Source organism: Allopontixanthobacter confluentis (assembly GCF_009827615.1).
Taxonomy (GTDB): Bacteria; Pseudomonadota; Alphaproteobacteria; order Sphingomonadales; family Sphingomonadaceae; genus Allopontixanthobacter; species Allopontixanthobacter confluentis.
This window is the reverse complement of record NZ_WTYU01000001.1, coordinates 498,716-523,609: the sequence shown is the minus strand read 5'-3', so window position 1 is coordinate 523,609 and position 24,894 is coordinate 498,716. Positions and strand designations below refer to the sequence as shown.

Genomic DNA, 24,894 nt, shown 5'->3' with positions numbered 1-24,894 from the left:
AGTTTACGCAGCCTCCAGCCAGATGCCGGTAAGGCCTGCGCCCCTGATCGCCTCGAGCGGCGTTAGCCCGCTCTCGGCTGCCTCGGCGACCAGCCGTCGCAGGTCGCACGCCTCCATCGCCGCGGTATCCGGCTTCTCGGCGGGAGCTTTGCGACCCTTGCGCTTTTTCTTCAATTCGGAAATCCGTGCGAAGAAACCAAGCAGATCCTGCTCGGCATCGAGACCCTCGGCGCGCACCGTGTCGATCAGCTGGAGAATGATTTCCTCGCCAAGGCCGTCATTGGAAAGTTTCGCCCAGATCATCTGATACGCATCCCCCTCGGGCGCAGGGAGGATGGAAAGATCGATCGGCGGTGCGGTGATCTGAGCGCGCAGGGGCTGGTCGAAAAGCTGGCTCAGCGATTCCCGGAAGCCGCGGTCGAAACTGTGGAGGTCATCGAACCTGGCGAGCTTTGTCCGATCACCGAGGCACAGCGCCTCGACCATCGGCTTGATGGGCGCAAAGTCAGCATCGGCGACCCGCCGAACAAACTCGGGCGTGATGATCTCCTCGTGCGTGCTGCCGCGGATCTCGCTGCGATAGATCAACCTCAGCTGCACCGAGAGGTAGAGCTTGATCATAAGGTCGATAATGCCCCCGGTGCAATCGTAGAAGGTGGCAGCCAGTTCCTCGGTCAGCGGATTGACCTTCTCGGTCCACTGGTAGCGCCAGACCTCCTCGAGCAGGCTGCGCCAGTCCGGATCATCGCGCCGCGGCTCCCACAGCGCGCAGGCCGGCCCGACGCTGCGCCGCGCCATGCGCGCGGTGCGCTGGACTTGGGGCAGGACCGACAGCGTCCCGATAAAAACGACCGGGATCCCCAGTTGGTTGGTCAGCTGGGTGAGGAAGGTCATGAGGCCATGCTCTTCCCCTGATATCCGGCCGATATGCTGGATCTCGTCGATGACGAGGATCCCGAGCCCGTGAAAGCTCGCCGCAAGCGCCATATCGCTCATCAGCGTATCCTCCGAAGCTTTCCGGTGTCCGTAGAGCGCGCGGTAGTCGGTATTGCCCACGAGCCGGCTGAGCTCATCGAAGAACTGGATGCACAGGCTCCGGATCGAGCCGCGGCTGGGACACTCCAGTTTCATCCAGCAGATCTGTCGGGGAAGCCCGGGATGGTCGCACACCTGCGGGTAGCGCCGCAGGCTGTGCTCGATGGTCCGCGTCTTGCCCATGCCCGGCGCACCAATCAGGAACCCATTGCCCGCGCCCCCGCTGCCGGACGATGGCCTAGGCGCAAGCAGCGTGCCTGCCTGGCGTAGCCGCGCGATTTTACCGGCCCGGGCCGCAAAGCCCATTCCTGAAGGATTGCGGCCCTCGTAGCCACTGTACAGCAGCATATCGAGCCCTTCGGCAAAGCGGATATGGCGCGGAGCAGGAATGAAGACCCGCGACAGGCGCATCAGCGCGAAGCGCCGCTCGACTGGGCGCAAGCTGCGCTCCTGCGCGCTGTAATGCGGCGCTACGCGAAGCTCATCCGCCCGCTCTCGCATCGTTACAAGCGCGGGAAGCGCCGCAATGTAGGGATTATCCTGATCATCTGGACGGGCGGTCACAGCGCCTCTCCATCGCCGAGCTCGTCGCCAGGCGGGGGACCTTGAACTTCCCGCCCGCCTTCCGGATCGCCACTTTGCGCATCATACTGGGCAATGCCAAGCCGCAGGCGTTCCTTCTCGTCTTCTCGGTTGCTCGCTGCATCGAGGGCGCGGTGCTCCCGCGCACCCTTGAGATCGCGGGGGCGCAGGTGATCGATCCGTTCCTGCACAGCGGACTGGACGATGTGGGACACCTGGTTGCGGTAATCGGCGTGGAGCAATGTCTGGTCGAGCTGCCGCCCCTGCGTAGCAATCCGCTTGGCCAACCGCAGCTGCTCCACTTCGGGAAGCGACATGCCAGCATGGTTCTGGCTGTACGGCGTGAGGACTGCCAGCTCGGGCCGGCGCCCCGCTTCCACGTGAAGATAGACCGCGTCCATCAGCCAGGGATGGTAGGAAAGACTGATCTGCCGCTGCGAACCTGCGGCATTAACCTGCTCGAACCACTGTTCGCTTTCCGCCCGCTCGCAGGTGTAGAAGAGGCCCTTGAAGCAGACGCCTTGCGCGGTGATGCTCCCCGTGCCCGAAGGCAGTAGCGAAATGCCGATCTCATCCTTGTCGAAGCGGATCAGCGCGCTGCGCCCGGTATCGAGGCACCAGTTCCACATGGCGGCAGGAATATTGGGGACCTGCTGCGCGAGCATGGCCTTCGACTGGCGAAAACCCGTCACCACCCGGTTGTTGAGATAGATGATGGTATGGATCAGAACCTGCGTGATCTCCTCGAGGTTGAGCGAGGCGTTGAGGCGCGGGTCCCGCTCGCCGCGCTTGCCCGAATCCGCGTCGCGGGCCCCGGGTATCTGCGGACGCAGGGTCTCGTTGACCAGATCGAAGCGCTGCTCGCAAATCCCCTTCAGATCGCCGCGGTAGGGACTGGTGTTTTCCACGATCAGCCCGGACTTGCGGGCGAATTCGGTGGCGAGTTCGCCGCGCGCCTCACCCCGGTCGAACAGGAAGCGGATTGGCATCATGCCGTGCACCGGCCAGTCCTCCGGCGCGATCTCGATCCCGTAACGGCGGCAGAACGCCACCTTGTCTTCCAAGCAGTTGAAGATCGCCACGCCCTGCGCAAGCCAGGAGGTATTCTCGAGAGAAATCGCAAAGCCAACGATCATGGCGGTAACTTCATCGACCACGATGTAGAAGGTGGGCGTACCGATGAAGATTTCGCGATTGGTGGAGGAGACCAGGTTAACGTCGAGCTTGGTAGAATCGACGATGAAGCGGCCGCCGGCGTTGGGATTGTCCTGCGCAGCATAGGACAAGCGTGCGCGCGAGCGCAGCGCAATCCTGACGTCACCGAACCTTGCCTTCGCGTCCGACTTGGCCCGTCCCTGCTTGTAATACCAGTATAGGAACTGGCGCTCCGTGGGGATCGCTACGTCTGGATCCTTCACGAAAGTGATCGGAGCTCCGGTTTCGGGGTCGGTCACGCTGCGCGTGCACAGCAGATCGAGGACCATATTATAGGTTTCCGCCAACGTGACATGCCGGTTGCGCTTGTAGTGCCCATCGGTGCAGCGCTGGAACGCGTTCAGCATCTCCTGGGTCAGCGCCGGCGCCCGGGCCATGCCTTCGTCAGGCTTGCGCCCCCTGATGGTGTCAAGCGGCTTGTCCTTGCCCGGCGCGCCGCAGCGCTCGAAATGCGGCACCAGCGCATCCATGGTCATGCCGCCGTGCCAGAACTGGAAGAGCGCCTTGTGCAGCGTCTTGGCCGACACGCCGAATTTGCGCGAGGCTTGAGACACGAGGCGACCGCGGTCCGGCGAATAAAAAATGGCCGGCATCTGCACGACCAGATCGCGAACCTGTTCGAGCCGCTGGGTAATGCGCCGCACCTGCGCCTTGGAAAGATCATGGCCAGCCCTGCAATTGAACGCATGGCCGGCGAGAAATTCGACCTTGCCCTTGCCCAGCCCGCTCTTCAGCGCCTCGAGGGAATGTTCCGTGATCACTGTTCGCACTGCATTGAGGTCGAACAGGAAGACTGCGTCTCGGTGGATACCGACAATTCTGAACTGACCTTTGCGGCCATGCTGGATCACGTCGCGTACGAAAAACATCAGCCTTCCTCCGTGAAGACAAAGTCGCTGGCGCGCAGTTCCGGCGAGAAATGTACGCTCATGTCGAAGGCCAGCACGCGCGCGGTGCACAGATGGCGCACGCAGGCGATGAAATGCCGCGCCTCCAGCCCGGCAGTTTCCTCCGCTCTCTGGGCAAGGAATGCCAGCGGCCGGTCGCTGCCGGCTTTCAGGATTGCCGCGGTGAGGTCGATCGCGTCCTGCCAGAAACCGGGGCCCAGGGCGGGGTCAAGTTTGTCAGTCGAGAGCAGGAGGCGGATGTTTGCGCAGCGCACCCGGCATAGATCAAGGTCGGTCACCAGGCGCCAGTGCACCCCGGCCTCGCTCCAGTAGCGCCGCTCGATCTCCAGCTTCTCACTCATGTGCCTCACCGCGGCTGCGCGCCTCGGGGACCGCCCCCGAATATCGAAGGCATCGGCGCTTTTGACAGAGCGTGCGTGCCGCGTGGTCACGCCCGCCAGTATCATCTCGAAATAGAGATCGGTCGACATCGGCGCCGGCTCGCGCGTGTGCGGGATCTGCGGGTGGCGGATGCCCAGCGCCGCTGCGATGCGTTCGGTCGCGTGGAGGGGCAGGAGATATTGGGCTTCGATCCTGGTAACCGCCCGGTTCCATTCGAGCTCGGCGTGGAGGCGGGTCTCGATATCGCTCATCAGGTGATGGACCTTTTCCGCCTGCAGGATGCGGGAAGCGCGTCCTTTGGAAGGAACGTGCTGGACCTTCAGGCCGCGATCTCTTGCCCGCCCGCCATTTGAACTACGGCTTCTGACTGACACTACCATATCAGCACCACTTACTTGAAATGGCCGCATCTTGCGACTCGGCCAGACTAACGATAGTATTCCGACATCATAGAACGAAGTCAACACTTTCCAAGGTCATGATAAATGGCAAGCTTCTATTTCTGTTTTGGAGGAGTCAGCAGCCTTTTGATGATGATTTTAGAAAATAATATTGAGTTTTAAATATTTTTGGTTTTTTTATTCTTTTTTTTTCTTTTTTTTCTTTTCTTTTCAGGATCGGCGTGGTGATGGCAATTTTTAGGATCTGTATCGCACAGCAAATTCCGCTGGAGGTCGACCTGCCAGAAAAAAATCTGGCGGACCTGGCGCGGACAATGGCGACAAGAAATCACATGCTGATTGGCACAATGGACCATCCCGATGAGAACGGCGTGTGCCGCAAGGTCATGATCCCGGCGAGCAGGATAGTATGCGTGTTTGAACTGGATTGAGAAGAAACGTAAAAGATCCAGAGCCTCTCGAGAGTCCTGGTGCCACCTCTGCGTGATCGAGCAGCGATAAATTTTAGTACTGGAACAGCAACACGCATTATCGCCTGGAGTCAGTTTTGCTCATCATTCTGATAAAAGCGGACAGTCAGCTAGCGACCCAATTTCGGACAATGAAGATGGGATGTTGTCCCCGATGCGATCGGCCGCTAGCTCAGGCTCAAACGGCTAGAAAACGCCAAATTCACTATAGTTAAAAGGCACAAGAATGACGTTTTCTATCAGGCCAGAGCGTGATGAGGAAGATCGGGCCTTCATTGAACGTTTAAATCCTCGGTTGACTGAGGTCATTAATGCGCCAACCCATTCAGACGCCGAAGTTGAGGCTTTTCAAGCTGCTTTCACTGCAACAGCGTGGGAGCAAAGTGCGGGGAGGAGTGCTACGTTCCTGGCGGTCGACGAAGCAAATGAGCTGCTTGGCTACGTGAGTGTGCGGGAAGGTAGTGATGAAGTGCTATCGGAGCCCTGTGCGTATATCGCCCTACTCGCCGTTGAGAGAATGCATGAAGGCAAGGGGGTAGCGAAAGCTCTCATCCAGAAGGCAGAAGAGTGGGCCTTAGAAATGGGTTACGCGAGGGTGGCGCTCGATGTGTTTGGTAGCAACACGCGAGCATTTGAATTTTACAAACGGGCAGGATTTCAGGTTGAGACCGTGCGGGTAATCAAGAAGCTGTAGGGCCGGCTGAACGACTGGTCTTGCTAGTCTGAGCCCTCAACCCTGTCCTTCTGGATTCCACCCCAGTTTTTGACGTTTCAGCCGCATGGAAGCGCACCTGAAAGCAGACTGGCAGCTAACGACCCAATAGTGGACATTTCGACGTTCAACTATAGTGCTGACATGAAGATGACTCCCAGACCTCCGTTGAAGCGTGTGTCGCTCGTCGTGCTAGCAACCGTCGGGCTCGTCGTCCTCGTTTGGCTCGCCACCCCTCTGCTGATGTCGTGGGCGTACGATGCTGATGCCTGTCGATCGTACTCGCGACGTGACGTAGTCGAATAGGTGCGTCAGAACATCGAGCGCGAGCAGCTTATCTGCGGCGTGAACCAGCCTACGCTATGGAACAATGATCAGCCCTACGTCGTCTCTGTCTGCGATCATGGCGGTAGTTCTTCGCAGCGCGTAGAGGTTTACCCTGACTGTGGGCTTGAGCATCGGTTCTCCTGATGTCAGCAAGCCACCCAATTTTCGACGTTCCAGTCGTCTGGCGATGGTTCCAAAAGCAGACCGGCAGGAAGCGACCCAATTTCGGACATTGATGAGGTATTTAGAGCCCCGACGACAACGAAGCTGCAATTTGCTCGTATGGTATCCTGATCAGCCCGGATTTAGACTTTATGATGTCGTAGCCTGGCGCGTCGATCATTAGACAGACGTCGCGGCCATTCGATCCAATGTCGTATGTCTCTCGTTCGCGAGCGGCCTTACTATAGGTTACATTCGGCATAGGATGCTTGGGCACGATGAAGACGTTGTAGTGGAACTTGCCGTCCGGCCCTCGCTGCAAAGGCTCAGCGAAGCTCGGCACCTGTAAATCGACATTGTCGCTACTAAATGGACCAAACGTCGTTAGTGAATAAGGGTCGGAGAAAGGGCAAAAATCGGCGTGAGCATACACTCCGTCAATCGTGTCGGCGATCGCAGTCAGACTTGTTTCGGATGAAAGTTCAACTTTCAGATATCGTCCATAGATTGGCGCGCGCACGCCTTCCGGCAACGGTGCTTCCGCTGTTAGCTGTATAGTCTCAAGCTCATATTCCCCTAATGGTTGCCCGCAACTGGCTAGAGTTGCCGAACCACACGCAGCCAGAAACCATCCCGGAATATGCATGTTAGCATGCTTACCTTGTCGGATGACCGCCATCCATCCAAAACCGGCCGGTCGTGCCTCTCTTGTACACACCACTCAGCGGACATTTCCAGGGGGTTGCCGAATTTCCGCGCTCAACAACACATGCGGGCGCATCCGATCCGGCGTAGCAGCGCTATTACATTTTCTCGCCCGCGCGAGGTTTCCAAAATAGAGGCGGATAGAGAACCGAGCGCAGAGCGTTCGCCATTGCTAGAGTAGCAAAAACTAGCAACCCTTCCAGTGATCATACACCGACCGAGCACCGACATCGTTTGAAAAACAATCAACACAAATCGAGCTTGGAGCAACCGCTATGGGTGGCCCATTAGCGCACCCTATGGGGCATCGGGCGGCAGATGGGGGCGCAATCCCACGCTTTTAGGGAAGTAGTGGCGGAGACGGAGGGATTCATTTTCTAAGAATATCTAGTTGAATTTGCTAATCAGTTTATTCGTTCCGGAAATATTGATCCCCCATCCGTGCCCCCGATTCAACAGCTGTTTCCTCTGGCCCAATTTGGTGGGTGAAGCTACCAAACTGGTAGCACAATTATAGCCAAGTTTTTCAGGAGCTGCGGTGCGAGCGTTGCGCCTTCAGTGACGACACGATGAGGTATCACGCGAATTCAGAATCCCATTTTTATTCGGCCAGCTTCAAATCTGAACTGAGAGACCGGGTCTTCGGACCCACGGGTAAGTCTGCTTTAAGGCGCACATACGCTTAAGCTGCCCTCGGTGCTGTCAGTCCAATCGCAACTCGTCTCCGCTTGGCGCAGCTGAGTCTTGATTGCGTCGAGCCTCAAGCCACGAGGTTCTGCCACTCAGCTAGGGCGGCCGAGCGGTTAGCTTTGTATGTTTGGGTATGTTTGGCGATCGACGATGTGGCGCTGCAAGTTAAAGTGGTTGTGGACGTTGGCATGAACTGAGACGAATTTCTGTAACGATTTCATCCGTCGAAATCGCAGCATTGCGCTTTCTTCGTCGGAATGAAAGGTGACTATTCTCGGCTCGGTTATTGAGTCACCTCCCCATTTCTCGACTCTGAAGATTACCCAACTCGCGCATAGCTGCAGGATAGGATTTCAGCCGGTCGGTCACGATGGTTTCGGCTTTCCCGTAACGTTTCAGCGCCCTCTTCAAGAACCGCAAAGCCGCGCGTTTGTCCCGCTTCTTAGTAAGATAGTTTTCCAGAACCTCACCTTCATGATCAACCGCACGCCACAAATAGTGCCGTTTTCCATTGATTTTCACAAAGACTTCATCGACGTGCCAGCGCCAGTGACGGTAGCCGTTGAACTGCTTTACTCGGCGTCTACGGATCTGATTTGCAAACATCGGCCCGAACCCGTTCCACCAGAAGCGAACCGTCTCGTGGCAGATGTCGATGCCGCGTTCGAAAAGAAGATCCTCGACGTCCCGCAAGCTAAGCGGATATCGAACGTACATCATCACAACCAGGCGGATGATTTCATCCGATGAGTTGAAGTAACGGAACGGACTGGCTGATTTTCGAAGTCTTGGCATGGCCATCGCCCTACTCAATCCGCCTCACTTTTCAATCTGGTGCATTTGGTCTGACAGCACCGGACCGACGCAATGGCTTCCATATCCGCCTGGTATTGGCGAACGTCAGCAAGGTGGGTAGGCGGTCTTTACCGCCGCCGACTAAAAGGACGGCATTGCCGTCCTTTTTACTTGCATGAAGGGCGGCATTGCCGTAGATGCGATTTATGAGCAAGGCACCGATCCACACTGTTGTTTCTACCAGCGCTTTTCAGCGCGTGGCAAAGATGCTCGATGTGAGTGAAGCTGAACTTCAGTCGATATACGACGTATACGCAAGTGATCCCGGCTTTGGCAAAGTTGAGCCGAAAACTGGCGGGCTTCGCAAAGGACGCGTTGCGAAAGACTCGACTGGCAAGAGTGGTGGCTACCGCGTTTTCAGCTTCTTCGCAGATGAAGAAAATCCGGTGTTCTTGCTTTGGATGCTCGACAAGAGCCAAGACGATAGCCTCATCGTTGAGCAGAAGAACGTCTTCAAGACGGCACTTACCGCACTGAAAAAGGAGCTGAGAAAATGAAGGACGAAGATTTCAAGGGCATCCTTGAGGGTATCGATGATGCGGCCGCCTTCATTGGTGGAGAGAAGAAGCGTGCCAACATTGTTGCCGGGCCGGATATAAAGGCGCTGCGTGCGCGGGCCAATATGACTCAGGTCAAATTCGCGCGCGCCTATCACTTGCCGATCGGCACAGTGAAGGATTGGGAGCAGGGCCGCCGTCAGCCGGATGCTCCTGCGCGAGCGTTGCTCACTATCATCGAGAAGGATCCGGATGGCGTAGCGAAGGCGCTGGCGGACGCATAGAGACTGGCCGCCGAACGTCTGGTCTCGACCCTTGTGAAATGAAAAGCGGACTGTCTATAAAAGGCCCATTAGCCGACCTCTGAACCGCATTTTGTGAACGGCAGCATTCCACCCAGTTTTTCCAGTTCCAGCCGCCTGGAGCTGCTCCTGAAAGCAGACCGGCAGTAATCGACCCAATGTCAGTCATTCGATAAGATGCGGCGTTCGCTTGAAAGCGGACTTATCCGGTTATCACCTTTCAAGGCAAATCCGCCTCGCGTTGATGCAGATACTCGACTCCCGCTGCTAGGACCGGATCCGCGCCGTGCTCCATGGTCAAGTCGACCAAGACTGACGGGTCGAAAGCCTCTCGTGGCGTCCCATTGATATGAAAAATACGAAAAACCGGCAGGCCAAAGCCTACCCCTGTGTTTGGCAGCGCGAACCCCTTAATACCTCCACGCAACCCTGCCATCGGTGTTCCTATGGTCGTCGCTCGCTCCAAAGCATCGAGGCCAATGGCCATTCCCTCTCCCATGCTACCCGTCCAGTGTCCGACCAAGACGACAACCGGCGCGGTGATCGTGAACGGCCCTCGTGGATTGACGGTATCCAGTTCGACACCGCCCTCGAATTGCTCGCCTTCGTATCGCTGATAGGCACCACTCTGTGACACGAAGCGGCCGAGTATAGGAATTGCGACCCCTGTGTTGCCGCCGTTTGGCGTGAAGCGCAGATCGAGAACGAGGCCGTTGGCACCATGCAATTCTTCCACCGCTGTATCGAAAGCCGCAACGGTATCATCCGCACCTAGACTGTTTTCGATACGGATATAACCGATGTTTCCGTCTAGCCAGCGCCAATTAATCATCTCGGGGCTTGAGGAGCGAACGTATGGCGGCATGACAATTCGATGGCCATCGGCGAGCGTGAGGACACGCACTCTCTCGTGATCACCCGCCAGTAGGACCCTCAGGATGTAGTCACCCGCATGGTCGGGCGTCGTCGCCGGCGGCGTGGCAGCCGCTATGGCGATCATCGTGGGCGTATCGCCAATCGCAACGATCTCGTCGCCCGCCTGCAGGCCTGCTTCGGCAGCCGGACTCTTTGGCAAGACCTCTGTCACGATGGCGTGATTATCGACAATCCGGGCCCAAATGTCAGTCCCCGAGGGCACGAGCTGCGAAGATGATCTGGCGTTCTGATTTAGGTTGACGTGATGATCGTGCAGGTTGGCTAGAAGATCTTCCAAGACATGTAGCCATGAGTTGCGCGTCGTCGCAAAAATCGCTTCCTGCCGATAGAGCACGCGCATCGCTTCGAGATCGACTTGCTCTTCGTCAAGATAGGCATACCGGCTCGCGATCGTATCGATTAACCAGTCGATGTCGGCGACCCGCTCTTCCACCGTGCCCATGCTTGCTGGTTGGGCGACTGCAGGTTTCGGGATCGCACTCATCGTAAGTGCGAGCACTCCGATAATGACGCGAAAGCGGAAGATGAAAGAATTCAGTTTGTGCATGACGTTCCTCGTTCTGGCACATGCGGACCTAGACGAGGGAGCCTAACGAGGTCTTGAACGTCATTGCTCTCGATATTGGCCAGGAGCGATGCCAACCAAGCTCTGGAAGTGGCGCGTGAGATGGCTTTGGTCCGCAAAGGAGAGATCCGTCGCAACTTCAGCCAATGGCATTCCCGCCAATATCAGCCGTTTGGCTTCATGTATTCGCCGCTGGGTCCGGTAGGCGATCGGGCTAAGTCCGTAAGCGCGCGTAAAGCAGCGCGTCGCGTGAAATTTGCTGGCGCCTATTGCAAGGGCAAGCTCATCCAACCCGAAGCCCTCGCGAAAATTCTGGTCGATGTATTCCCGCGCTAACCGGGCGATCTTCGGCAGCCGCGGCTCATGGCTCATTGTCGTGTCCACGTGAAAAGCGATGTCGACAACTTCCGCGATTGCGCTCTGTTGCGCCAGACTGTCACCAGTGTTGTATTCAAACCAGCGATGTAGAGTCAGCAAACGTTGAGTTTCAGCCGATGCCGGTCGCGAGGGCGCTCTGAACCGCATCGGGTCTTGGTCGAGATGCGAAGCAACGAGGCATGAGGACAGGTAAAAGACCCTGTACCGGAGGCAATCGTTCCCCAGAGTGCGGTTGGAGTGTGGCTGGCCGGGATCGACCGTGATCATACCACCTGCCGTAATAACGTGGGACGCGCCATCGACCTCCAGCATTTCGGCTCCCGCCTCAACCACGCCAACCACATACTGTTCGTGAACATGCATGGGGAAAGCACGCTGGTGATATGCGACAGTGACAAGTTCTACGTCAACGTGTGTGGGTCGAATGAACTTAGCGGATGAGCGGCCTTTCATTCGGAATGTATAGCTGATTGTCTGTCACGCCGACAACGGTGCATCTTCCTCCAGCCCTGAATTTCAAACCCGAGTGAATAACCGATCATTCACAATCGCGCCGCAAGATATTTTCCGCGTGGGTGGTAATGGCGGCTTCAATCACCTGGCGATCCAAAATCGGCCAGTCAGCAAACCACTCAGCTTCGGATATTGCCGCATTCAATAGCTCAACCCAAAAGTAGATTGTTTTTTGCGGAAAAGGATGCTGGATGCACGGCGGAACTGATCCTGGATCTTCCAAGGGAAATGCAAATGCGCACAAACACGGTAGTTGGCCGATGTACGCTTACTGCCTGGAAGAATGCAGAGTTCAATTTATCGGTCATTCCCTAAGCAGCGTCTCAAAGCGCTGAGAAACCTCTTTCCAAAACGCCACGCCATCAAAGTCAGCTTCGGCCAACAAGCGGTCCATCTGTTGCGTTATATAAAGCCAGCCGTCACTGCCGTGCTTCTGCTCGACCCAAAGGGCAACACCCCAAATCTCTTTTTCGCGGGTCAGCGTCATTCGATTTTATCCAGCAAAGTGGGATGCAGCTTGTACGGCAAGATCCGGCCATCCCGACGGATGCAGATCAACCCTTTGACTTCAGGCCCCACTCGAATGGATGGAACCTTTTTTCCTCCACTCACCGCACCAATCCTCCGGCCCCGTCATCGGCCAACCTTCGTAGGTTGGCGGTAAGCGGCGGCAAATGCCTAGATCCTTGCCATCGACAATATCGGGCGCGGGCTTCCAGAACCGGCAGCCTTTGCAGCAATCGCTTTGGTCATTCGCAGGCTTTGCCATCACCATCCCTGTCTAGATGTTTTCCGTATCCCGGCTGGCCGCTATAAATCGGTGCAGCACCAGCCGCACGCGCTGCTGCGCAGTTAGGATAATAGACGGCGCGGTTGCTTGGCGCAGACTTAGACTGACCTGCGGAAGACCCTCGATGGCAATGCCTGCCGCCATTCTTTCGGTCATTATGGCAACCATCTGCGGCAAGCCCGCCTGGGTGGGCGAACAATGGTGATGCCAACCAGATGAAAGTGCCTCCGATTGCGAACAAGACCGGCGCGAGGAGAAGCGCAAACTCCAGACGAATTGATCTCGTTTCTGGATTCTTCGGTGGATTACCCCATTCACTCACTGGCAGTTGTGCCCTTTCCAATACCGGTCCCAACGTTCCGCCCAGCCGCCCGCGATCATCGCGCAGTTTATATCGCCTCCAAGCGGCGAAACGCACCAAGCTGCTGTTCTGTTGCCACCAGCACCGCCAACGGATTCACAGCGCATCGTGGGGCCTTTGACAAGGACGTGACCATGCTCTCCTGTTCCAACTGGCTCTCCAACCAGAGCAATGAGAGCTGCCTTTGCCTCTTCTGCGGATGCATCAGGGCAAGGGTGTCTTGGACTGCAACTTCCGTTCATTTCGCGCGCTGCGATGCCCGATAAGCGGATGTGCGGCCCCTCAGAACACCAGATCGGGCCATCGCCATCCCAGACAGCAGTCGGCGTGCAGGAAAAGCTTTCACCAGCGGGAACTACCGCCATTGCCATGAGCAGTAAAAAGCTAATACTTTTCCTGACCCCTTAAGTTCCGCGCATTAAATTTCGTAGGGGATTGGTACAGCGGTAAACGCATTCACCAGATCGCCTGGCAACATGACTGCTGACCTTCCGCTAATGATAATTGAGCCCAAAAGCGCACCAACGGTGTTGCCGCGACCTTCCTGACGGTGTTGCCCACGCATTGCATACCGCTTTCCGCGAACCGCAACATTGTCAAAGGTCACTTCGAACTTGCCAGACTTGCCACCAATCGCTCGACCGGTTTTCCATGAGATTGAGCCTTGCACAGTAGAGCCCCGCGGGATGACAACAGAGCCACCTTCCACGACATCACTCACCACTGCGAATGCTACTTTGTCGCCAACGTCGATCCGCTTTGACGTTATTTCTTGAAGTGGCGATAATTGAACAATCGTGTTTTCAGGCATCATCTTCACAATCCGCCTCTCTGAAACTGGAACGGATTGGTATTGGCTCGCTTCTGGCTGCGCTTTCTCAGTTGATTGGCCAACGCGAATTTCTACTTGCCGGTCTTGTGCCGCTGCACTGGTAGAAATGATCATTACTGAAACCGCGGCTAAAATCTTGAACTTCATATTAAATCTCCCCGTTTTGAACGCTGGGAATGAATTAGTCACAGAAGTTTTGCAATCGGTTAAAAATTGAAGCGGGACTTGCCTGATACGTGTTCGACCTGACTTTCGCGAGAGATCTTTTACAGCGGTGATACGCCGCAGGCGAAATATGCCCTTTCCTACTTGGAACAAAATGTGAACATGTGGTTACCTTCTCGAAACGGAGCCCACAATGATTCTTCTCGACGCTGGTACGCTGATAGCACTTGCAACGCTGATTACGGCAATGTCAGCCTTCGTCTGGTCTCTGAGGCGTAAACCGTGAGCAGCAAGCGGCTATCGAGCCTCAGTGACTACGCAAGACTCGGGTATAAGCTAAGGCTGGACTGTGGATGCGGAAGGGTTGTCATTCTCGATCCTAGAGCAGTGCTGGCGCATTGCCATGCTAGGGGTCTGTCGCACCGTTTGGAGCAGGTTGAGGCGCGTCTGCTATGCAGCAATTGTGGGAAGCGGCCTCAGCGCATCGGTCCCTCGCTGAACCTGTGATCGAATTGTCGATGAGTAGGCGGCGGGCAGTCAAATCTCTAGCTCGGCAAGGTGGACGGGCGGTGGTTTCCAGTGACACGAAAGCTAATATAGGTTCTCGCCAGCGCGTGTATAAAACTCGCAAGCTACTAGGCTCGCGATACCGAAAGCGTGGAGAGTCTAATCCGGTAAAGGCCGAACAATGGCCATGCATTGCAATGTGGCAATATCAAAGGGGATACTTCACCCGCTCTTTCCATACTCATTCCGTACAACCGGGAATTTCAACCATTAAGCCTCTGAAAAGATAGCGCAGCTTAGAGGGTTCGAACCGCTGACCCCATAATCACGGAGGAGATGGAAGCACTCTCCAGAAAGCTCGATTTGCCGAGCTTTCTGGGCCCAATTCTTGTTATAAATTTGGCTCTACCCATGCAGGACCCAGTGGCAGGATTGGTGCAATTTGTGCGGTTTTATAGTGAAAGCGCTTTGGTAAGAAACAAAGCTGAATAGTGACTTGCGCTATGCCTCTTCGGCACCGGTAGGTGGCTGTAGACCTATCGTTAGCTCTGCAGCAGTGAAATTTGACATTTCAGCGCGCTGAGTGGTCAGGAACTATCGCTGGCTCCACCCGTCTTTTACGTAAATCACTAATCAAAGGAACACGATATGATCACCAAGACCGCTTCAGCGAAATACGAAGGCTTGGGCAAGGATGGCAAAGGCCATATCTCGACCCAGTCCGGGGCGCTCGACAACCAGCCTTATGGTTTTCAAACACGGTTCGAAGATGCCAACGGTACCAACCCTGAAGAGCTCGTCGCAGCAGCGCACGCCAGTTGCTTCACGATGGCGCTGAGTTTCGCGCTTGCCAAAGCCGGGCATCAGCAGGGTACGCTCGAAACGAGCGCCAAGGTAACGTTGGAAAAAGACGGCGACGGTTATAATGTCACGCGTTCCGATTTGACCCTCACCGGCAATGTTAAGGGCATCGATGAGGCTAAATTCGCCGATTTGGCAAAGGAAGCTAAGGCAAATTGCCCGATTTCCAAACTGCTCAATTGCGAAATCAGCTTGGAAATAACCTTCAACGGCTGAACCCAGACTAATTTGAATTCCGGACTTTGTAAGCTGATACTTGCAAAACAAACTGTCAAAACGCCCTGCGGTTTGGGTCCTGAAAAAAGGTAGGGCCCGCGGCTGCTGGGGTTGCGCTAGACGTGGGTGGTAAACTTACGCCGCAGCCGCTCGATGTGGCACTTAAGCATTATCTCGTGCATCCCGCATAAATCCAAACGCAACTTGCAATAACACAAAGGTGACCAGCAGCTTTCCTCCATCTGGGATTAGAGTCCGACACTGGTAGGCCGCATCGGTCTTGGCACGGAGAGGCTCGGCTTTGGTCAAAGGTTACAGACCAAAGGCCTTCATTCCCGCATCCATCGTGCCCTCCAGCCCGCGCCGAACACCGCCTTTTTTCTGCGATGAAAGTGGGGCCTCCTCGATAATCAGAATTCCCGAGCCCTGCTCAACCTTATCCTTGAACAATTGCTCGCGTCCAAAGAAATACGGGGCAAATGTTTCCGTGCGCGTGACCGAATAATTTAGATCGGCGCTGAAACCGACCAGCTGGTCTTGCCCAAAGATCCTCCCGCTTGCTGCGCGCTCGACGCGAATGCCTCTTCCGCCTTTGACAACCAGACTGCCCGGCCCGTGAAACACGAGATAGCGTAGCTGCAGCGTTAGCCAGGCGTTCAAGGATAGAAGCCGCCAATGGCTGGTAATGCGCAGCGGTTGTCCTTCAGGCTGAACGACGGCGACTAGAGCGCGCGGATGAAGCACACAGGCTGCCCCGGGCTGTAGCGTTACGCGGGTCAGTTCGGCGAACGAGTCGCGCACCGCCGATACGGTAGTCGTCTCCCCTTCGCCCCGAATGCGCGTCAGGAAACTCAGCCCACTAGCGATACTTGATAGAACGTGTCCGTAATCAAGCAGCCAGCGCGTGTCCTTGCGGCCGCTGAGTGAACTGGTCTGAAGATAATCCTGCCGGACCAGCAGTTCCTCCCCTCTTCCGAGTGTTATGGGGATCGACACGCGAGATAGCTCCGCAGGCGGAATAGGCACCTTGCCGCCGCCTGGTACCGAGATACGTATCGACGCCCTGCGTTCGGCTATGGGTGCAAGGACATAGTAGAACAGCGCGCGGATAATGAATGGCAGCGCGATAATCCCGGCAAGGATCAGTAGGGCCTTGAGCAGCAGCGCCTGGATGGTTTGATTGGTCACATCGGGCGTGTATGCACTCAGTCTGGTCGTTATACCTTCTTGCACGCGCGCAAGCGCAGCGTTCGATTTTTCCAACTGCTCCCGCGCGGTTTTGCCCGCCGCCAATCCGGCCTGCCGCTGCGAGGCTCTCGCCTTGTACCTGCCACATTTGTCTCTTGCGCTCTGTGTCAGCTCTCCGGCGGTGCCAAAAACCAGGTTCCTGGCAGTCCGCTCGGCGGCGGTGAGGTCGTTGAACGCCTGGACGGCTGCATTTGCGCTCTTGCAGGATCTCGCTGCCCGGCTCACCGAGGTTTCGGATGGGTATGTAATCTTGTTGAGGGCCAACTGGGCATCTTCCCGTTTCTTTAGCGAATTGAGCAGATCGATTTCAGCCGACAATCGGGCTCTTCTGAGATTCAACTTTTCTCGCGCTATGATCGCGGTCGGCCGCACACTCGCAAAGACACCCTGACGTTGGTCCAATTGCTCTTCGACAGCGGCAAGTTCCTCGCGCTTTTCCTGTAACGCTGCCGTCAGCGCGCTCCCCGTCTTGGCCAGAAGTTCGCTTTGGGATGCTTGCAGGTCATCGCTCGTCTGCCGCTTCAGCGCACTGAGCTCCGCTCTGATCTCGGCGGGCGACTTCCACTCGTTGGTGATTGCTGATTGTGCGCTACCGCCAGCAACCATCGGCCAAACGAGCTGATGAAATGCCAGAGCTGCCACGATGAGTACAAACACAAAGCCCTGGCGGAAAAGCCATCCGAATATCGACTTGATTGTGTTCATTCACTCGTCCCTGCCAAGGCACATGCAATAACGTCAATCATTCAGGTGTCACGTTCACAATAGGCCCTTATCGTTTTGTGCGAGCGCATCGCGGCGCGGAGTGCGTCCGCAAAAACCCACCCCAGAACTGGCAGTTTCCTGCGCTTTTTACACTTATGTAAGAAATTTCCTTCCTGGTCTGCTCCCGCACTTGGCGGAACCACATCCAAAGTGACACTGATTTGTAACCATGAATGGGCGTGATAGGGTTCTCAAAATGGGCCGCGCTCGACGCCTTCTGTTCAGCAAGCCCCGGAGATCTCGCTTGAGAGTTTAAGGAGCAAATTTTGCAGTCAAGTCGTTGGCGTGTTCTGCGGTAAGTCCAGTCCAGCTTTCGAACCATTCCCGGTAGCTGCATGCGGCAACGCGTATTTAATGTCTCCGACGCTGAGACCGGCTCGCTTGAAAACGAAGTTACTCACAAGTCGATATCGCAATGTCGGCGCTTCTCAAAATCTAACTTTTGCGTGAGTAAGCAAGACCAAGGGCAGCCATCCGTGCAGGGATCATAGATAGAATTTTCCCCTTCCGTTTATTGTCCGCAGAACACCACTCTGCGATCTCGTCTAAGGTTCTGCCACATCCGATGCAAAAACCGGTTGGGTAATCAATCTCGCAGACTTGGTTACAGGGCGATTTCATGTTTGAAAGGCAACCATAAGCGATTGTTAGAAGCAAGCGGATTACTGACCGGTCAGGCCGCCCGTAGATCCAGGTCTGGGAATAGTGGAAGCGACTGCGGCACCTGAGGCACAAGGACGTTTGCATCGTAAACCGATGCAGTCACCCATTCAACGCTCCATTCAAGCACGACGCTTTCTCGCACGAAGCGAAGAGGGCCTGCACCCTCTCTTGCCACCTTCCAGTCGCATCGTAAGCTTCCATCGTATGTGCCCTGCAAAAGCGTACCATCGCTGAACCCAATAAAAAACCGGTCGTCATCATCGTAGGGCACTATTAGCACGGTTTCGATGTCGCCTGTTGAGCGCAGATGCACGGTGCCGGGAATTGGTTCGATGGTAACCGTCACTGCAAAATAAACCTTCCTAAAATGAGAACATATAAAGAACGTGACGAAACGGTAGCGGATGCGCAATATGTTTTTTTGAGATGGCAACCGTAAGGACGTCAGCTTTGCCTGTGATGCTCACAAAAGCTGACGTTCTGCTAACGACCCAAATTGCGACATTCACAGCTTGGGTTGCGTCGCATAATCCTCGTCGTAAGCGCAATGGCAACCAGCTATGCTGTTCGACGGCGTGGCGTCGAAGGCTTTGATACGATGAAAGTTTGCACCTGGTTGTTTGTGGGAGTCCTCGCTCTTGCTGGATGCGATGGGACTAATCGGCTCGACATGCCGCTAGTGCCGGAGGGCAAATTGCCGGGCACCGAGCGCGGCAACCTGCCGGTAATCCTGACCGACAAGAAGCTTGGAGCGATGGAGGCAATCATTGAGGGCACGCTCGTTCGACGTGGACCCTGCTTCTATTTCGACAATGGCCCTGAAGACGCGGTTATTGTGTGGGAAGAAGGCACGACGATCAATTCTGCGGACGAGCGTGGCCTCACCATCTTGTTGCGCTCCGGCCTGCGCATAACCGAGGGCGATACACTACGTGGAGGGGGCGGCCATCTGCCTTCGGGCTTACCAATTTCGGACTTCACTAACGAGCCTGTGCCAGACGAATGCGCTACAGGCGATGCAGTGCAGCTCCACAGCGTTGAAATAGTGGAAACCGTTCGCAGAGACGATCCCGAAGTCCGCCCGCCTCCACCGCCACCGGCACCGGTCATGCCGTCCTTTCTCGACTCCGTCAAAAATCACGATACTGCTGGAGGTGCGGTAGCGGGGGTCATTCGTGGCGTCGATGATCCGCGCGAAGCGCTGTTTATACGTGTGCTTTCCGACATACGCGACGAACAGGGTCACAGGAATTCCCCGGCATGCCTGCGCGAGATCGATGATGCGCTCTTCGCGCGCCTCTCACAGCGGTTCGACGAGCTATATCGCGCTAGCGAATGCCGCTGGAGCGATGGCGGCGTGGTGCTCCGGCGGGACGAGAAAGGAGCCGTCTTTGTAAGCGCGAACCTCGATTGCGACGGTAAGGACCACTGTGTGGCAGAGGGGGCGCGGGTCTACGGAAATGTAGGCGGCGAAGGCCTAGGCTATATCCTGCGACCGGTCGCGGGCGGGTGGGAAATCAGGACTGTGGCGGTTTCTTGGATGTCATGAGCTCGCACAGACTTTCTTCAGGTCGTCTAGCCAACCGCTCGTCATAGTGTCCGCAATTTGGTAAGGACTGGCCGATAGCTGCCTGTCCACTAACCACCCAATTTCGGTCATTACCGGCACCTGCGGCTGGTCCTAAAAGCCGCCTGTCTGATTCCAAGACAGTTTCGGACATTCAGTAAGGCTCACAAGCAACAACGAATCGCTGAGTGGGTTGGCGTGGGTACTGCCTATTTTCCTACCCAGAGCGCCCCAAGCAGGACCCAAACACGGAACCAGCCGAACGGCCTTTCTCCTTCAAGTCTTCGATTTCTTTAATGGAAGTGGAGGTGCCGCTTAGAGGATTCGAACCTCTGACTCCATCATTACGAACGATCGGTCCAAAACAGTAGGTCACATGACGACTTAACATGCCAGCCCCCCCTCGCAAGCGGCAGGCTACAAATGTTTGGATGCGAGATCAAAAAAGCAATCACGCGACTGCCAAAAGTCACGCCGATGAAATTCAGCTATTTCGCCCATCTCGCTTCGCAGTTAACCGGAGGCAGTTTTGGTTGCGTGAATACCCCTAGCTAGCTTGGCAAGTGTCCCTCCTCCCCCCTTGTTGAGGCGCATATCTCCGTCGTCATGTATTGCACCTTCGTACACTCGAGGCGCCCTTCCAGTTTGTGCATTTCGGCGTTTCTCGAACTCTTTCACGCCTTGCTTGATCTTTATCAAGAAAGCCACCGGATCGCCGGCGACCCCACCTTTGAGATTTCTAGCGCAGGCTTCGAGTTCATACTCGACGCGCTCAGCTTTGAATTTTGCATTCGCCATCAGCATTTTCGCCAGCTGCTCGGTAACGTCGGTAAGCCTCTTCTTATGTCGCAAATCAAACGCAAGCCTGTCTATGCTGCTTTCAAGATCCTCTCCAGATTCAGGATTTGCTTCTTTTTTGGCCTTATCGTTTTCTTTTTCGTCGGACTCAGCCTGCATTCTCTTTGCTTCTGAACGCATGGGCTTGAGATCTTCGTATGCACTTAGCCGGGCAGGATCACCGCTCCGAATAGCGTCGAGATGCTGCTGCAGGTGATTGAACAACTGACCTGCAGTTTGTTTTATGAATATGCCGGAAATAGGAGCAGCCGAGCCGCCCGACAGCTCCTCTTCTTTCAGCTTTGACAGCTGCACCTGTTGATAGAGCTTTACCGCCAATTCAGTCAGTCCTTGGCAAGCATGATAAATTTCATCTTCAATTTCTGTAGTTATCGGGGTCTCGCTCGCAGTCCATTGATATCGCCACAGAGTCCTGACAAACTGCTTCCAGCCATCGTTGTTCTCGTGGCGATACCATACGTCCGACAGGTAGCTCGTACACAGCGCCGCGTTGCGCGCCTCTCCCTGGAGCATCTCGTATGCTGCTGGAGTTCCGACTAGGATCACCGGGACCCCCGCCTCCGTGCTCAGCTCTGCCAATAGGCTCAATATCCCAAGGCGGTCACTTTGGTTTGCGTGGCGAAGGTTCTGAATATCGTCGACGACAAGACAACCGAGCGAATGCATTTGCGCCAACTGCCCCACCTGGGAGGGCATCTTCTCACTCATTGCCTGATAGTTTGCGAAAATTTCTCTGATCTCTGGCTTGCCCAGGAGGTCGGCGAACTGGTCAAACATCAATGAGCAAAACGATTTAATGCTCGGCGTTACCGGGCAAGCCACGCGCATCCAATTAATCTGCTGCGCCAAGCCTTCTCTACTTTCACATTGCGGCACAGTCAGCAAAGCTCGTTTGATTAAGCGCGTCTTTCCCATTCTCGGATACCCCATCAGGGCGCCGCTGAGGCTGCTGTTATCGACTGAGCTAGAGGGCATGAAGCCGCTGAAGACCTTACGATCTTTTTTCGCTTCCGTTCGCCCCAAATCTAGCAACTTACCGTCATACCCAGCTGCGTCGCGACGAAGCTTACCGCTGTTGATCGCACGAAGAAGATTGTGTGCGAAGTTAGTTTGGCATTCGAAGGGGATGAAGGCATCGGACAAACTCAGGACTGAGAGCTTTCGAACTTCGATCGGCAGTTGCCGATGATTTCGCTTCAGGACCGGTAAGCTGGCGATTGATTTCCTTACTTGGTCCACCGAGAAGGTGGCTGAGTTGTGCATGCTCATGCTTCACCAGCCTGCGCAGAACCGGAGTTATCTTTCCTCATCGCGAGATTTCGGGGGATGCCCGAATTCAGTATCTGCCCTTCGCGCTCCTCTGCCGCTTCGATCTTCCTACTGCCTGGCGCATCCTTCAGGGAAGCATTGCTCTGCTCGGCCCAGTATATTCTGCTGAGATCGTCCGTTACCACTTCGGCGTCGAGGGCAATTTCAAACAGCTTTTCGGCACTGGCATTTTTTGCATGCGCCGCAGCTATGCGATTAGCGCCTTTGATTTTTTGTGCTTCGGCAAAGCTTAAATTGCTATATTTCTCGTCAATAAGATTACAAATCTCGCGGCTTCCATCCCGCCGCAATCGCCATATCTGATTGGTGTCTTGCTGGTCCCAACACACTTTTTCCCGCGACGATCCAGCGCCTTTCTCGAAGCGGTTTTCTGCCCGCAAATCAGCGCTGAAATACCGAAGCCCCTGAACATGCAGGCCGTCATTATGCACGGTTGCATCTCCGCTTTGTAGAAGAGAAAATTCGAGTTCCGCATAAGGAAATTTTCTCAGCTCGCTTAAGCCCATCTCCATCGACCAATTCCACATATCACGTGCAATGGGTTTAACTCCTGCATCGATCATCGCTGAGGTTTGGCTGACTTTTTCCAGAACATAATAATTGTTGTGGTGCACTATCCACTTAATAATCAACTTGGTCAGTTCCGCCAAATTGAGCTTAGCCTTTTTGCGGTAGTCGACTTCGCCTTTTTCGGCGTGATCAGATGTCACCACGCCAGGCGCGATCTGACGAAGGTACGAGTTTATAAGGTCGAAACGCTTTTCGACCGTGCCCTTCATGTCTCCCCGGTAAGGCGCTGTGTTCTCAATCGTCGTTCCTGTTTTCGCCACAAAGGTCGAAGCCTGATAACCTTCAAGCTCACCTCGGTCGGCCAATATTCTAGCTGGCAGCACATCACAGACAGGCCAATCCTCCGGCGTGATCTCAAGGCCAAAACGCGCAGCGAACTCAACCTTGTTTTCAGAGAGATTACGGATCGCCATTGTTGCAGCCTGCCAGGATGGGGGCGCGAATGTAACGTGCATTCCTACGATCATTTTGGAATAGGTATCGATAACGATATACAAGTTAGGTCGGCCGACATATCGAAGCCGCGACCGCGTCGATAGAAGGCCGATATCGAGCGGTGTTGCGTCAATTTCATAGCGGCTGCCTATGCCAAACAAGTTGGCAGTAGCCGAACCTAACTTGGCTCGGCGGTCCTTGTTATAACGGCTGGGTCCAAGCAGCGCTTTTTCATCATCGACCTTACGGTTTGAATTTTTATACCAGTAGCGAAACTGCCGCAGGGTTGGCACAGGGATATTCGCTGTTTGTTTCTCCGTGAATTGCAACAGGTCACCGGTTGATGGATCTCGCCGCGCCTCGAACAGGTAAGCGCCCACGATGTGCCGATGCGCACTTGCAAGCGAGCATCGAGCCCTGCCCCTGTACAACGCATTGGTCATGTCTTCGAAGAATTCCTTGACCTTGTCGTCAATCACCATTGCTTTTGGCGAGCCAGCTGCCGGCCTTCTACCCAAAGGCGTTTTGCCACGCTTCTTCGTTTGGCCCGGGTTTCCGCTTTTGTCGAAGTTCGGCAAGAGTGCATTCGCAGTCAAGCCTCCTCGCCAATAGTTCTCGAGATGTTTCCGTATAGTCTTTCTTCCGACCCCACTTTTTTTGGCTTGGCAGGTGATCGCGAACGTTCGATATGACTTTTCAAATATATTCGGTGACTGAGTGAGGAATGGTGTGATGAGCGCCAAGTTTGCATCTCGTCGCACAATCTGAGCGTCCGAAGCAAAATCATCCGGTTTCGTCCTTGAGATGTCGTAGTCAGGAACCCGACGGATGATGCACTTAAACAACAATTCGCCAAGCTCTGTTTGGGTCGCAATCCAAATTTCGATTTTGGGATTGCTTAGGTTTATTAGGTAAGCTTGCTCCTTTGTCACCCAAAGCACGCGAGCGAGCACATTTTTGGAAACTGCGATCGCTCCGAGTTCCGGCAGTTGCTTCAGAGGAAACTGAAGCTTGCGCGTCCCTTTGCGGGGCGCTTTTTTTGCAATTGCAAACTGGAAAACGTCGCGGGGTAGAAACATCAGGCCATGACCTCTTCGAAGCTGGCAAATAGCGCTGCATCAATGGTTTGCCCTGTTAGGCTGAAGTCGCTCGCGATCAGATCCAGCCCAAAAGGTTTGGTCATCTCAAATGCAAGCACCCGCTGCGCGCACAGAAAGCGAACGCAGTAAAGCAGCGGCGCCTCCAATTTCCTTCGAGCAAGGCTGCAGTGGGCGAGTTCATGCAGCGGCAGGTTTTTACCGCTGGCCAGTATATCGACGGTCAGAAGAAGGCGTTTTTTCCATTCAGCACTACCAGGTTCGCGGCACGGCGCTTCTGTGTTGAGCAACAGCTCAATATTTCTCTGTTTTACTTTGCAGATATTCTGGTCAGTCCGGAGTATCCATTCGACGCCTTGCGCCAACCAGTAGCGGCGCTCAATTTCCAACTTCTCCAAAGTTCTCTCGACGGATCTCGCTGACTTCGCATCAGCCTTCCCTGAAGATGTGACTTCCGAATAGGGTTTGACGGCAATAGCGACCTTCCGAACTTCTCCATTTAAATTCTGCTCATAGTAGAGGTCGGTGGTGAATGGGTGGAGTTCTTGATCTGCAGATAGTTTCGGATGTCGAACATTAATCTTCTCGGCAATCTGAGCCGTGTCCTCGCGATCAAGGTAAACTTGCTCACAGATCTTGGTTACACTCTGGTCCCACAACAATTCCGCGAGCACGGCAGTCTCGAGATCAGACATCATATGCGCTTCGCGATTGCCAATTTTCACTCGGGAAACGCGGCCAATCGAAGAGAAGTCATGAATGAGCAAAAAGGGTAAATAGTCTTCGTCAACGTTCCCGCCGCGGCCTTCTGTAAGTTTGCGTTGGATCTGTTGTTCGGAATTTATCCGCAGTCGCTTTGGCTTGGCCATAAGAAGCTCTCACATTGGGGTTGCCATCGCGTAATCACGATCCTGCTAATCCCCGATAGTTCAGAACCCTTTCCAAAATATTGTTTTAACGTAGGTTTTTCCGCCTGAGCCCGAAATAATCTTCGCT

22 protein-coding genes, 1 tRNA gene and 1 pseudogene are annotated in these 24,894 nt (G+C 55.1%); 6 read left to right on the top strand and 18 right to left on the bottom strand.

All coding sequences use genetic code 11. From position 1 onward, the window contains the following. Positions 1-3 precede the first annotated feature (3 nt). Genes GRI44_RS02430 through GRI44_RS02420 form a run of 3 tightly spaced genes read right to left on the bottom strand, consistent with a single transcriptional unit; the run spans position 4 to position 4,372 of the window. Positions 4-1,599 (bottom strand): AAA family ATPase, encoded by a 1,596-nt coding sequence (locus GRI44_RS02430; RefSeq protein ID WP_160599868.1) that lies wholly within the window; start codon positions 1,597-1,599, stop codon positions 4-6. Continuing rightward, positions 1,596-3,701: a hypothetical protein gene (locus GRI44_RS02425; protein WP_160599867.1), complete on the bottom strand. Its 2,106-nt coding sequence runs from the start codon at positions 3,699-3,701 to the stop codon at positions 1,596-1,598. The genes GRI44_RS02430 and GRI44_RS02425 overlap by 4 nt, the downstream gene beginning before the upstream one ends. Continuing rightward, positions 3,701-4,372 carry a TnsA endonuclease N-terminal domain-containing protein gene (locus tag GRI44_RS02420; RefSeq protein WP_160599866.1) on the bottom strand — a complete coding sequence of 224 codons (672 nt, stop codon included), beginning with the start codon at positions 4,370-4,372 and terminating at the stop codon, positions 3,701-3,703. Before GRI44_RS02420 ends, GRI44_RS02425 begins: the two co-directional genes overlap by 1 nt. A 377-nt stretch (positions 4,373-4,749) precedes the next feature. Between GRI44_RS02420 and GRI44_RS02415 the strand changes: the two genes are divergently transcribed. Continuing rightward, entirely contained in the window at positions 4,750-4,953 is a 204-nt protein-coding gene (locus GRI44_RS02415; RefSeq protein ID WP_160599865.1) for a hypothetical protein, read from the top strand. A gap of 265 nt (positions 4,954-5,218) precedes the next feature. Next, positions 5,219-5,686, top strand: a complete 468-nt coding sequence (locus GRI44_RS02410; RefSeq protein ID WP_160599864.1) for a GNAT family N-acetyltransferase — start codon at positions 5,219-5,221, stop codon at positions 5,684-5,686. A gap of 589 nt (positions 5,687-6,275) precedes the next feature. On the opposite strand, the gene GRI44_RS02405 is transcribed toward GRI44_RS02410, so the two are convergent. Both GRI44_RS02405 and GRI44_RS02400 read right to left on the bottom strand, forming a co-directional pair. Continuing rightward, the gene (locus GRI44_RS02405; RefSeq protein ID WP_160599863.1) at positions 6,276-6,839 is read right to left on the bottom strand and encodes a hypothetical protein; all 564 of its coding nucleotides are present in this window, start codon (positions 6,837-6,839) and stop codon (positions 6,276-6,278) included. An 819-nt stretch (positions 6,840-7,658) separates the two neighbouring features. Continuing rightward, positions 7,659-8,383 (bottom strand): annotated as a pseudogene (locus tag GRI44_RS02400) (IS6 family transposase). A gap of 206 nt (positions 8,384-8,589) precedes the next feature. Between GRI44_RS02400 and GRI44_RS02395 the strand changes: the two are divergent. Together GRI44_RS02395 and GRI44_RS02390 are read left to right on the top strand one after the other, a co-directional pair. Continuing rightward, complete coding sequence (locus tag GRI44_RS02395) at positions 8,590-8,940, top strand: type II toxin-antitoxin system RelE/ParE family toxin (protein WP_160599862.1); 351 nt, start codon at positions 8,590-8,592, stop codon at positions 8,938-8,940. Continuing rightward, entirely contained in the window at positions 8,937-9,224 is a 288-nt protein-coding gene (locus GRI44_RS02390; protein ID WP_160599861.1) for a helix-turn-helix domain-containing protein, read from the top strand. The genes GRI44_RS02395 and GRI44_RS02390 overlap by 4 nt, the downstream gene beginning before the upstream one ends. Positions 9,225-9,462: 238 nt before the next feature. Here the strand turns inward: GRI44_RS02390 and GRI44_RS02385 are convergent, their stop codons facing one another. The 6 genes from GRI44_RS02385 to GRI44_RS02360 all read right to left on the bottom strand — a co-directional run bounded on the left by GRI44_RS02385 (position 9,463) and on the right by GRI44_RS02360 (position 13,764). Further along, the gene (locus GRI44_RS02385; RefSeq protein WP_160599860.1) at positions 9,463-10,725 is read right to left on the bottom strand and encodes a S41 family peptidase; all 1,263 of its coding nucleotides are present in this window, start codon (positions 10,723-10,725) and stop codon (positions 9,463-9,465) included. A gap of 60 nt (positions 10,726-10,785) precedes the next feature. Continuing rightward, on the bottom strand, positions 10,786-11,574 hold the full coding sequence (locus GRI44_RS02380; protein ID WP_160599859.1) for an AraC family transcriptional regulator: 789 nt from the start codon (positions 11,572-11,574) through the stop codon (positions 10,786-10,788). A gap of 85 nt (positions 11,575-11,659) precedes the next feature. Further along, positions 11,660-11,857 carry a hypothetical protein gene (locus GRI44_RS02375; RefSeq protein ID WP_160599858.1) on the bottom strand — a complete coding sequence of 66 codons (198 nt, stop codon included), beginning with the start codon at positions 11,855-11,857 and terminating at the stop codon, positions 11,660-11,662. An 81-nt stretch (positions 11,858-11,938) separates the two neighbouring features. Then, positions 11,939-12,121 (bottom strand): DUF6961 family protein, encoded by a 183-nt coding sequence (locus GRI44_RS02370; protein ID WP_160599857.1) that lies wholly within the window; start codon positions 12,119-12,121, stop codon positions 11,939-11,941. Between the two features lie 262 nt (positions 12,122-12,383). Continuing rightward, positions 12,384-12,746: an excalibur calcium-binding domain-containing protein gene (locus GRI44_RS13825; protein ID WP_332872333.1), complete on the bottom strand. Its 363-nt coding sequence runs from the start codon at positions 12,744-12,746 to the stop codon at positions 12,384-12,386. A 457-nt stretch (positions 12,747-13,203) separates the two neighbouring features. Beyond that, a complete protein-coding gene (locus tag GRI44_RS02360) occupies positions 13,204-13,764 on the bottom strand; it encodes a hypothetical protein (protein ID WP_160599856.1) in 561 nt (186 codons plus the stop codon). 1,173 nt (positions 13,765-14,937) lie between these two features. On the opposite strand from GRI44_RS02360, the gene GRI44_RS02355 reads away from it, so the two are divergent. Further along, entirely contained in the window at positions 14,938-15,366 is a 429-nt protein-coding gene (locus tag GRI44_RS02355; RefSeq protein WP_160599855.1) for an OsmC family protein, read from the top strand. Between the two features lie 312 nt (positions 15,367-15,678). On the opposite strand, the gene GRI44_RS02350 is transcribed toward GRI44_RS02355, so the two are convergent. From GRI44_RS02350 to GRI44_RS02340, 3 genes are all read right to left on the bottom strand, one after another. Continuing rightward, positions 15,679-17,319 carry a hypothetical protein gene (locus GRI44_RS02350; protein ID WP_160599854.1) on the bottom strand — a complete coding sequence of 547 codons (1,641 nt, stop codon included), beginning with the start codon at positions 17,317-17,319 and terminating at the stop codon, positions 15,679-15,681. A 495-nt stretch (positions 17,320-17,814) separates the two neighbouring features. Beyond that, complete coding sequence (locus GRI44_RS02345) at positions 17,815-18,000, bottom strand: DUF1289 domain-containing protein (protein ID WP_160599853.1); 186 nt, start codon at positions 17,998-18,000, stop codon at positions 17,815-17,817. Between the two features lie 52 nt (positions 18,001-18,052). After that, positions 18,053-18,388, bottom strand: a complete 336-nt coding sequence (locus tag GRI44_RS02340; RefSeq protein ID WP_160599852.1) for a hypothetical protein — start codon at positions 18,386-18,388, stop codon at positions 18,053-18,055. Between the two features lie 201 nt (positions 18,389-18,589). Here GRI44_RS02340 and GRI44_RS02335 point away from each other — a divergent pair, with 201 nt between their 5' ends. Further along, positions 18,590-19,591: a hypothetical protein gene (locus GRI44_RS02335; protein WP_160599851.1), complete on the top strand. Its 1,002-nt coding sequence runs from the start codon at positions 18,590-18,592 to the stop codon at positions 19,589-19,591. Positions 19,592-19,918: 327 nt separating this feature from the next. On the opposite strand, the gene GRI44_RS02330 is transcribed toward GRI44_RS02335, so the two are convergent. From GRI44_RS02330 to GRI44_RS02315, 4 genes are all read right to left on the bottom strand, one after another. After that, positions 19,919-20,023, bottom strand: a tRNA-Thr gene (locus tag GRI44_RS02330). 99 nt (positions 20,024-20,122) lie between these two features. Further along, positions 20,123-21,736, bottom strand: coding sequence for an ATP-binding protein (locus GRI44_RS02325; RefSeq protein ID WP_160599850.1), 1,614 nt, complete (start codon positions 21,734-21,736; stop codon positions 20,123-20,125). Next, positions 21,733-23,880 (bottom strand): Mu transposase C-terminal domain-containing protein, encoded by a 2,148-nt coding sequence (locus tag GRI44_RS02320; RefSeq protein ID WP_160599849.1) that lies wholly within the window; start codon positions 23,878-23,880, stop codon positions 21,733-21,735. The genes GRI44_RS02325 and GRI44_RS02320 overlap by 4 nt, the downstream gene beginning before the upstream one ends. Further along, positions 23,880-24,767, bottom strand: a complete 888-nt coding sequence (locus tag GRI44_RS02315) for a TnsA endonuclease N-terminal domain-containing protein (protein ID WP_160599848.1) — start codon at positions 24,765-24,767, stop codon at positions 23,880-23,882. The genes GRI44_RS02320 and GRI44_RS02315 overlap by 1 nt, the downstream gene beginning before the upstream one ends. Positions 24,768-24,894 lie beyond the last annotated feature (127 nt).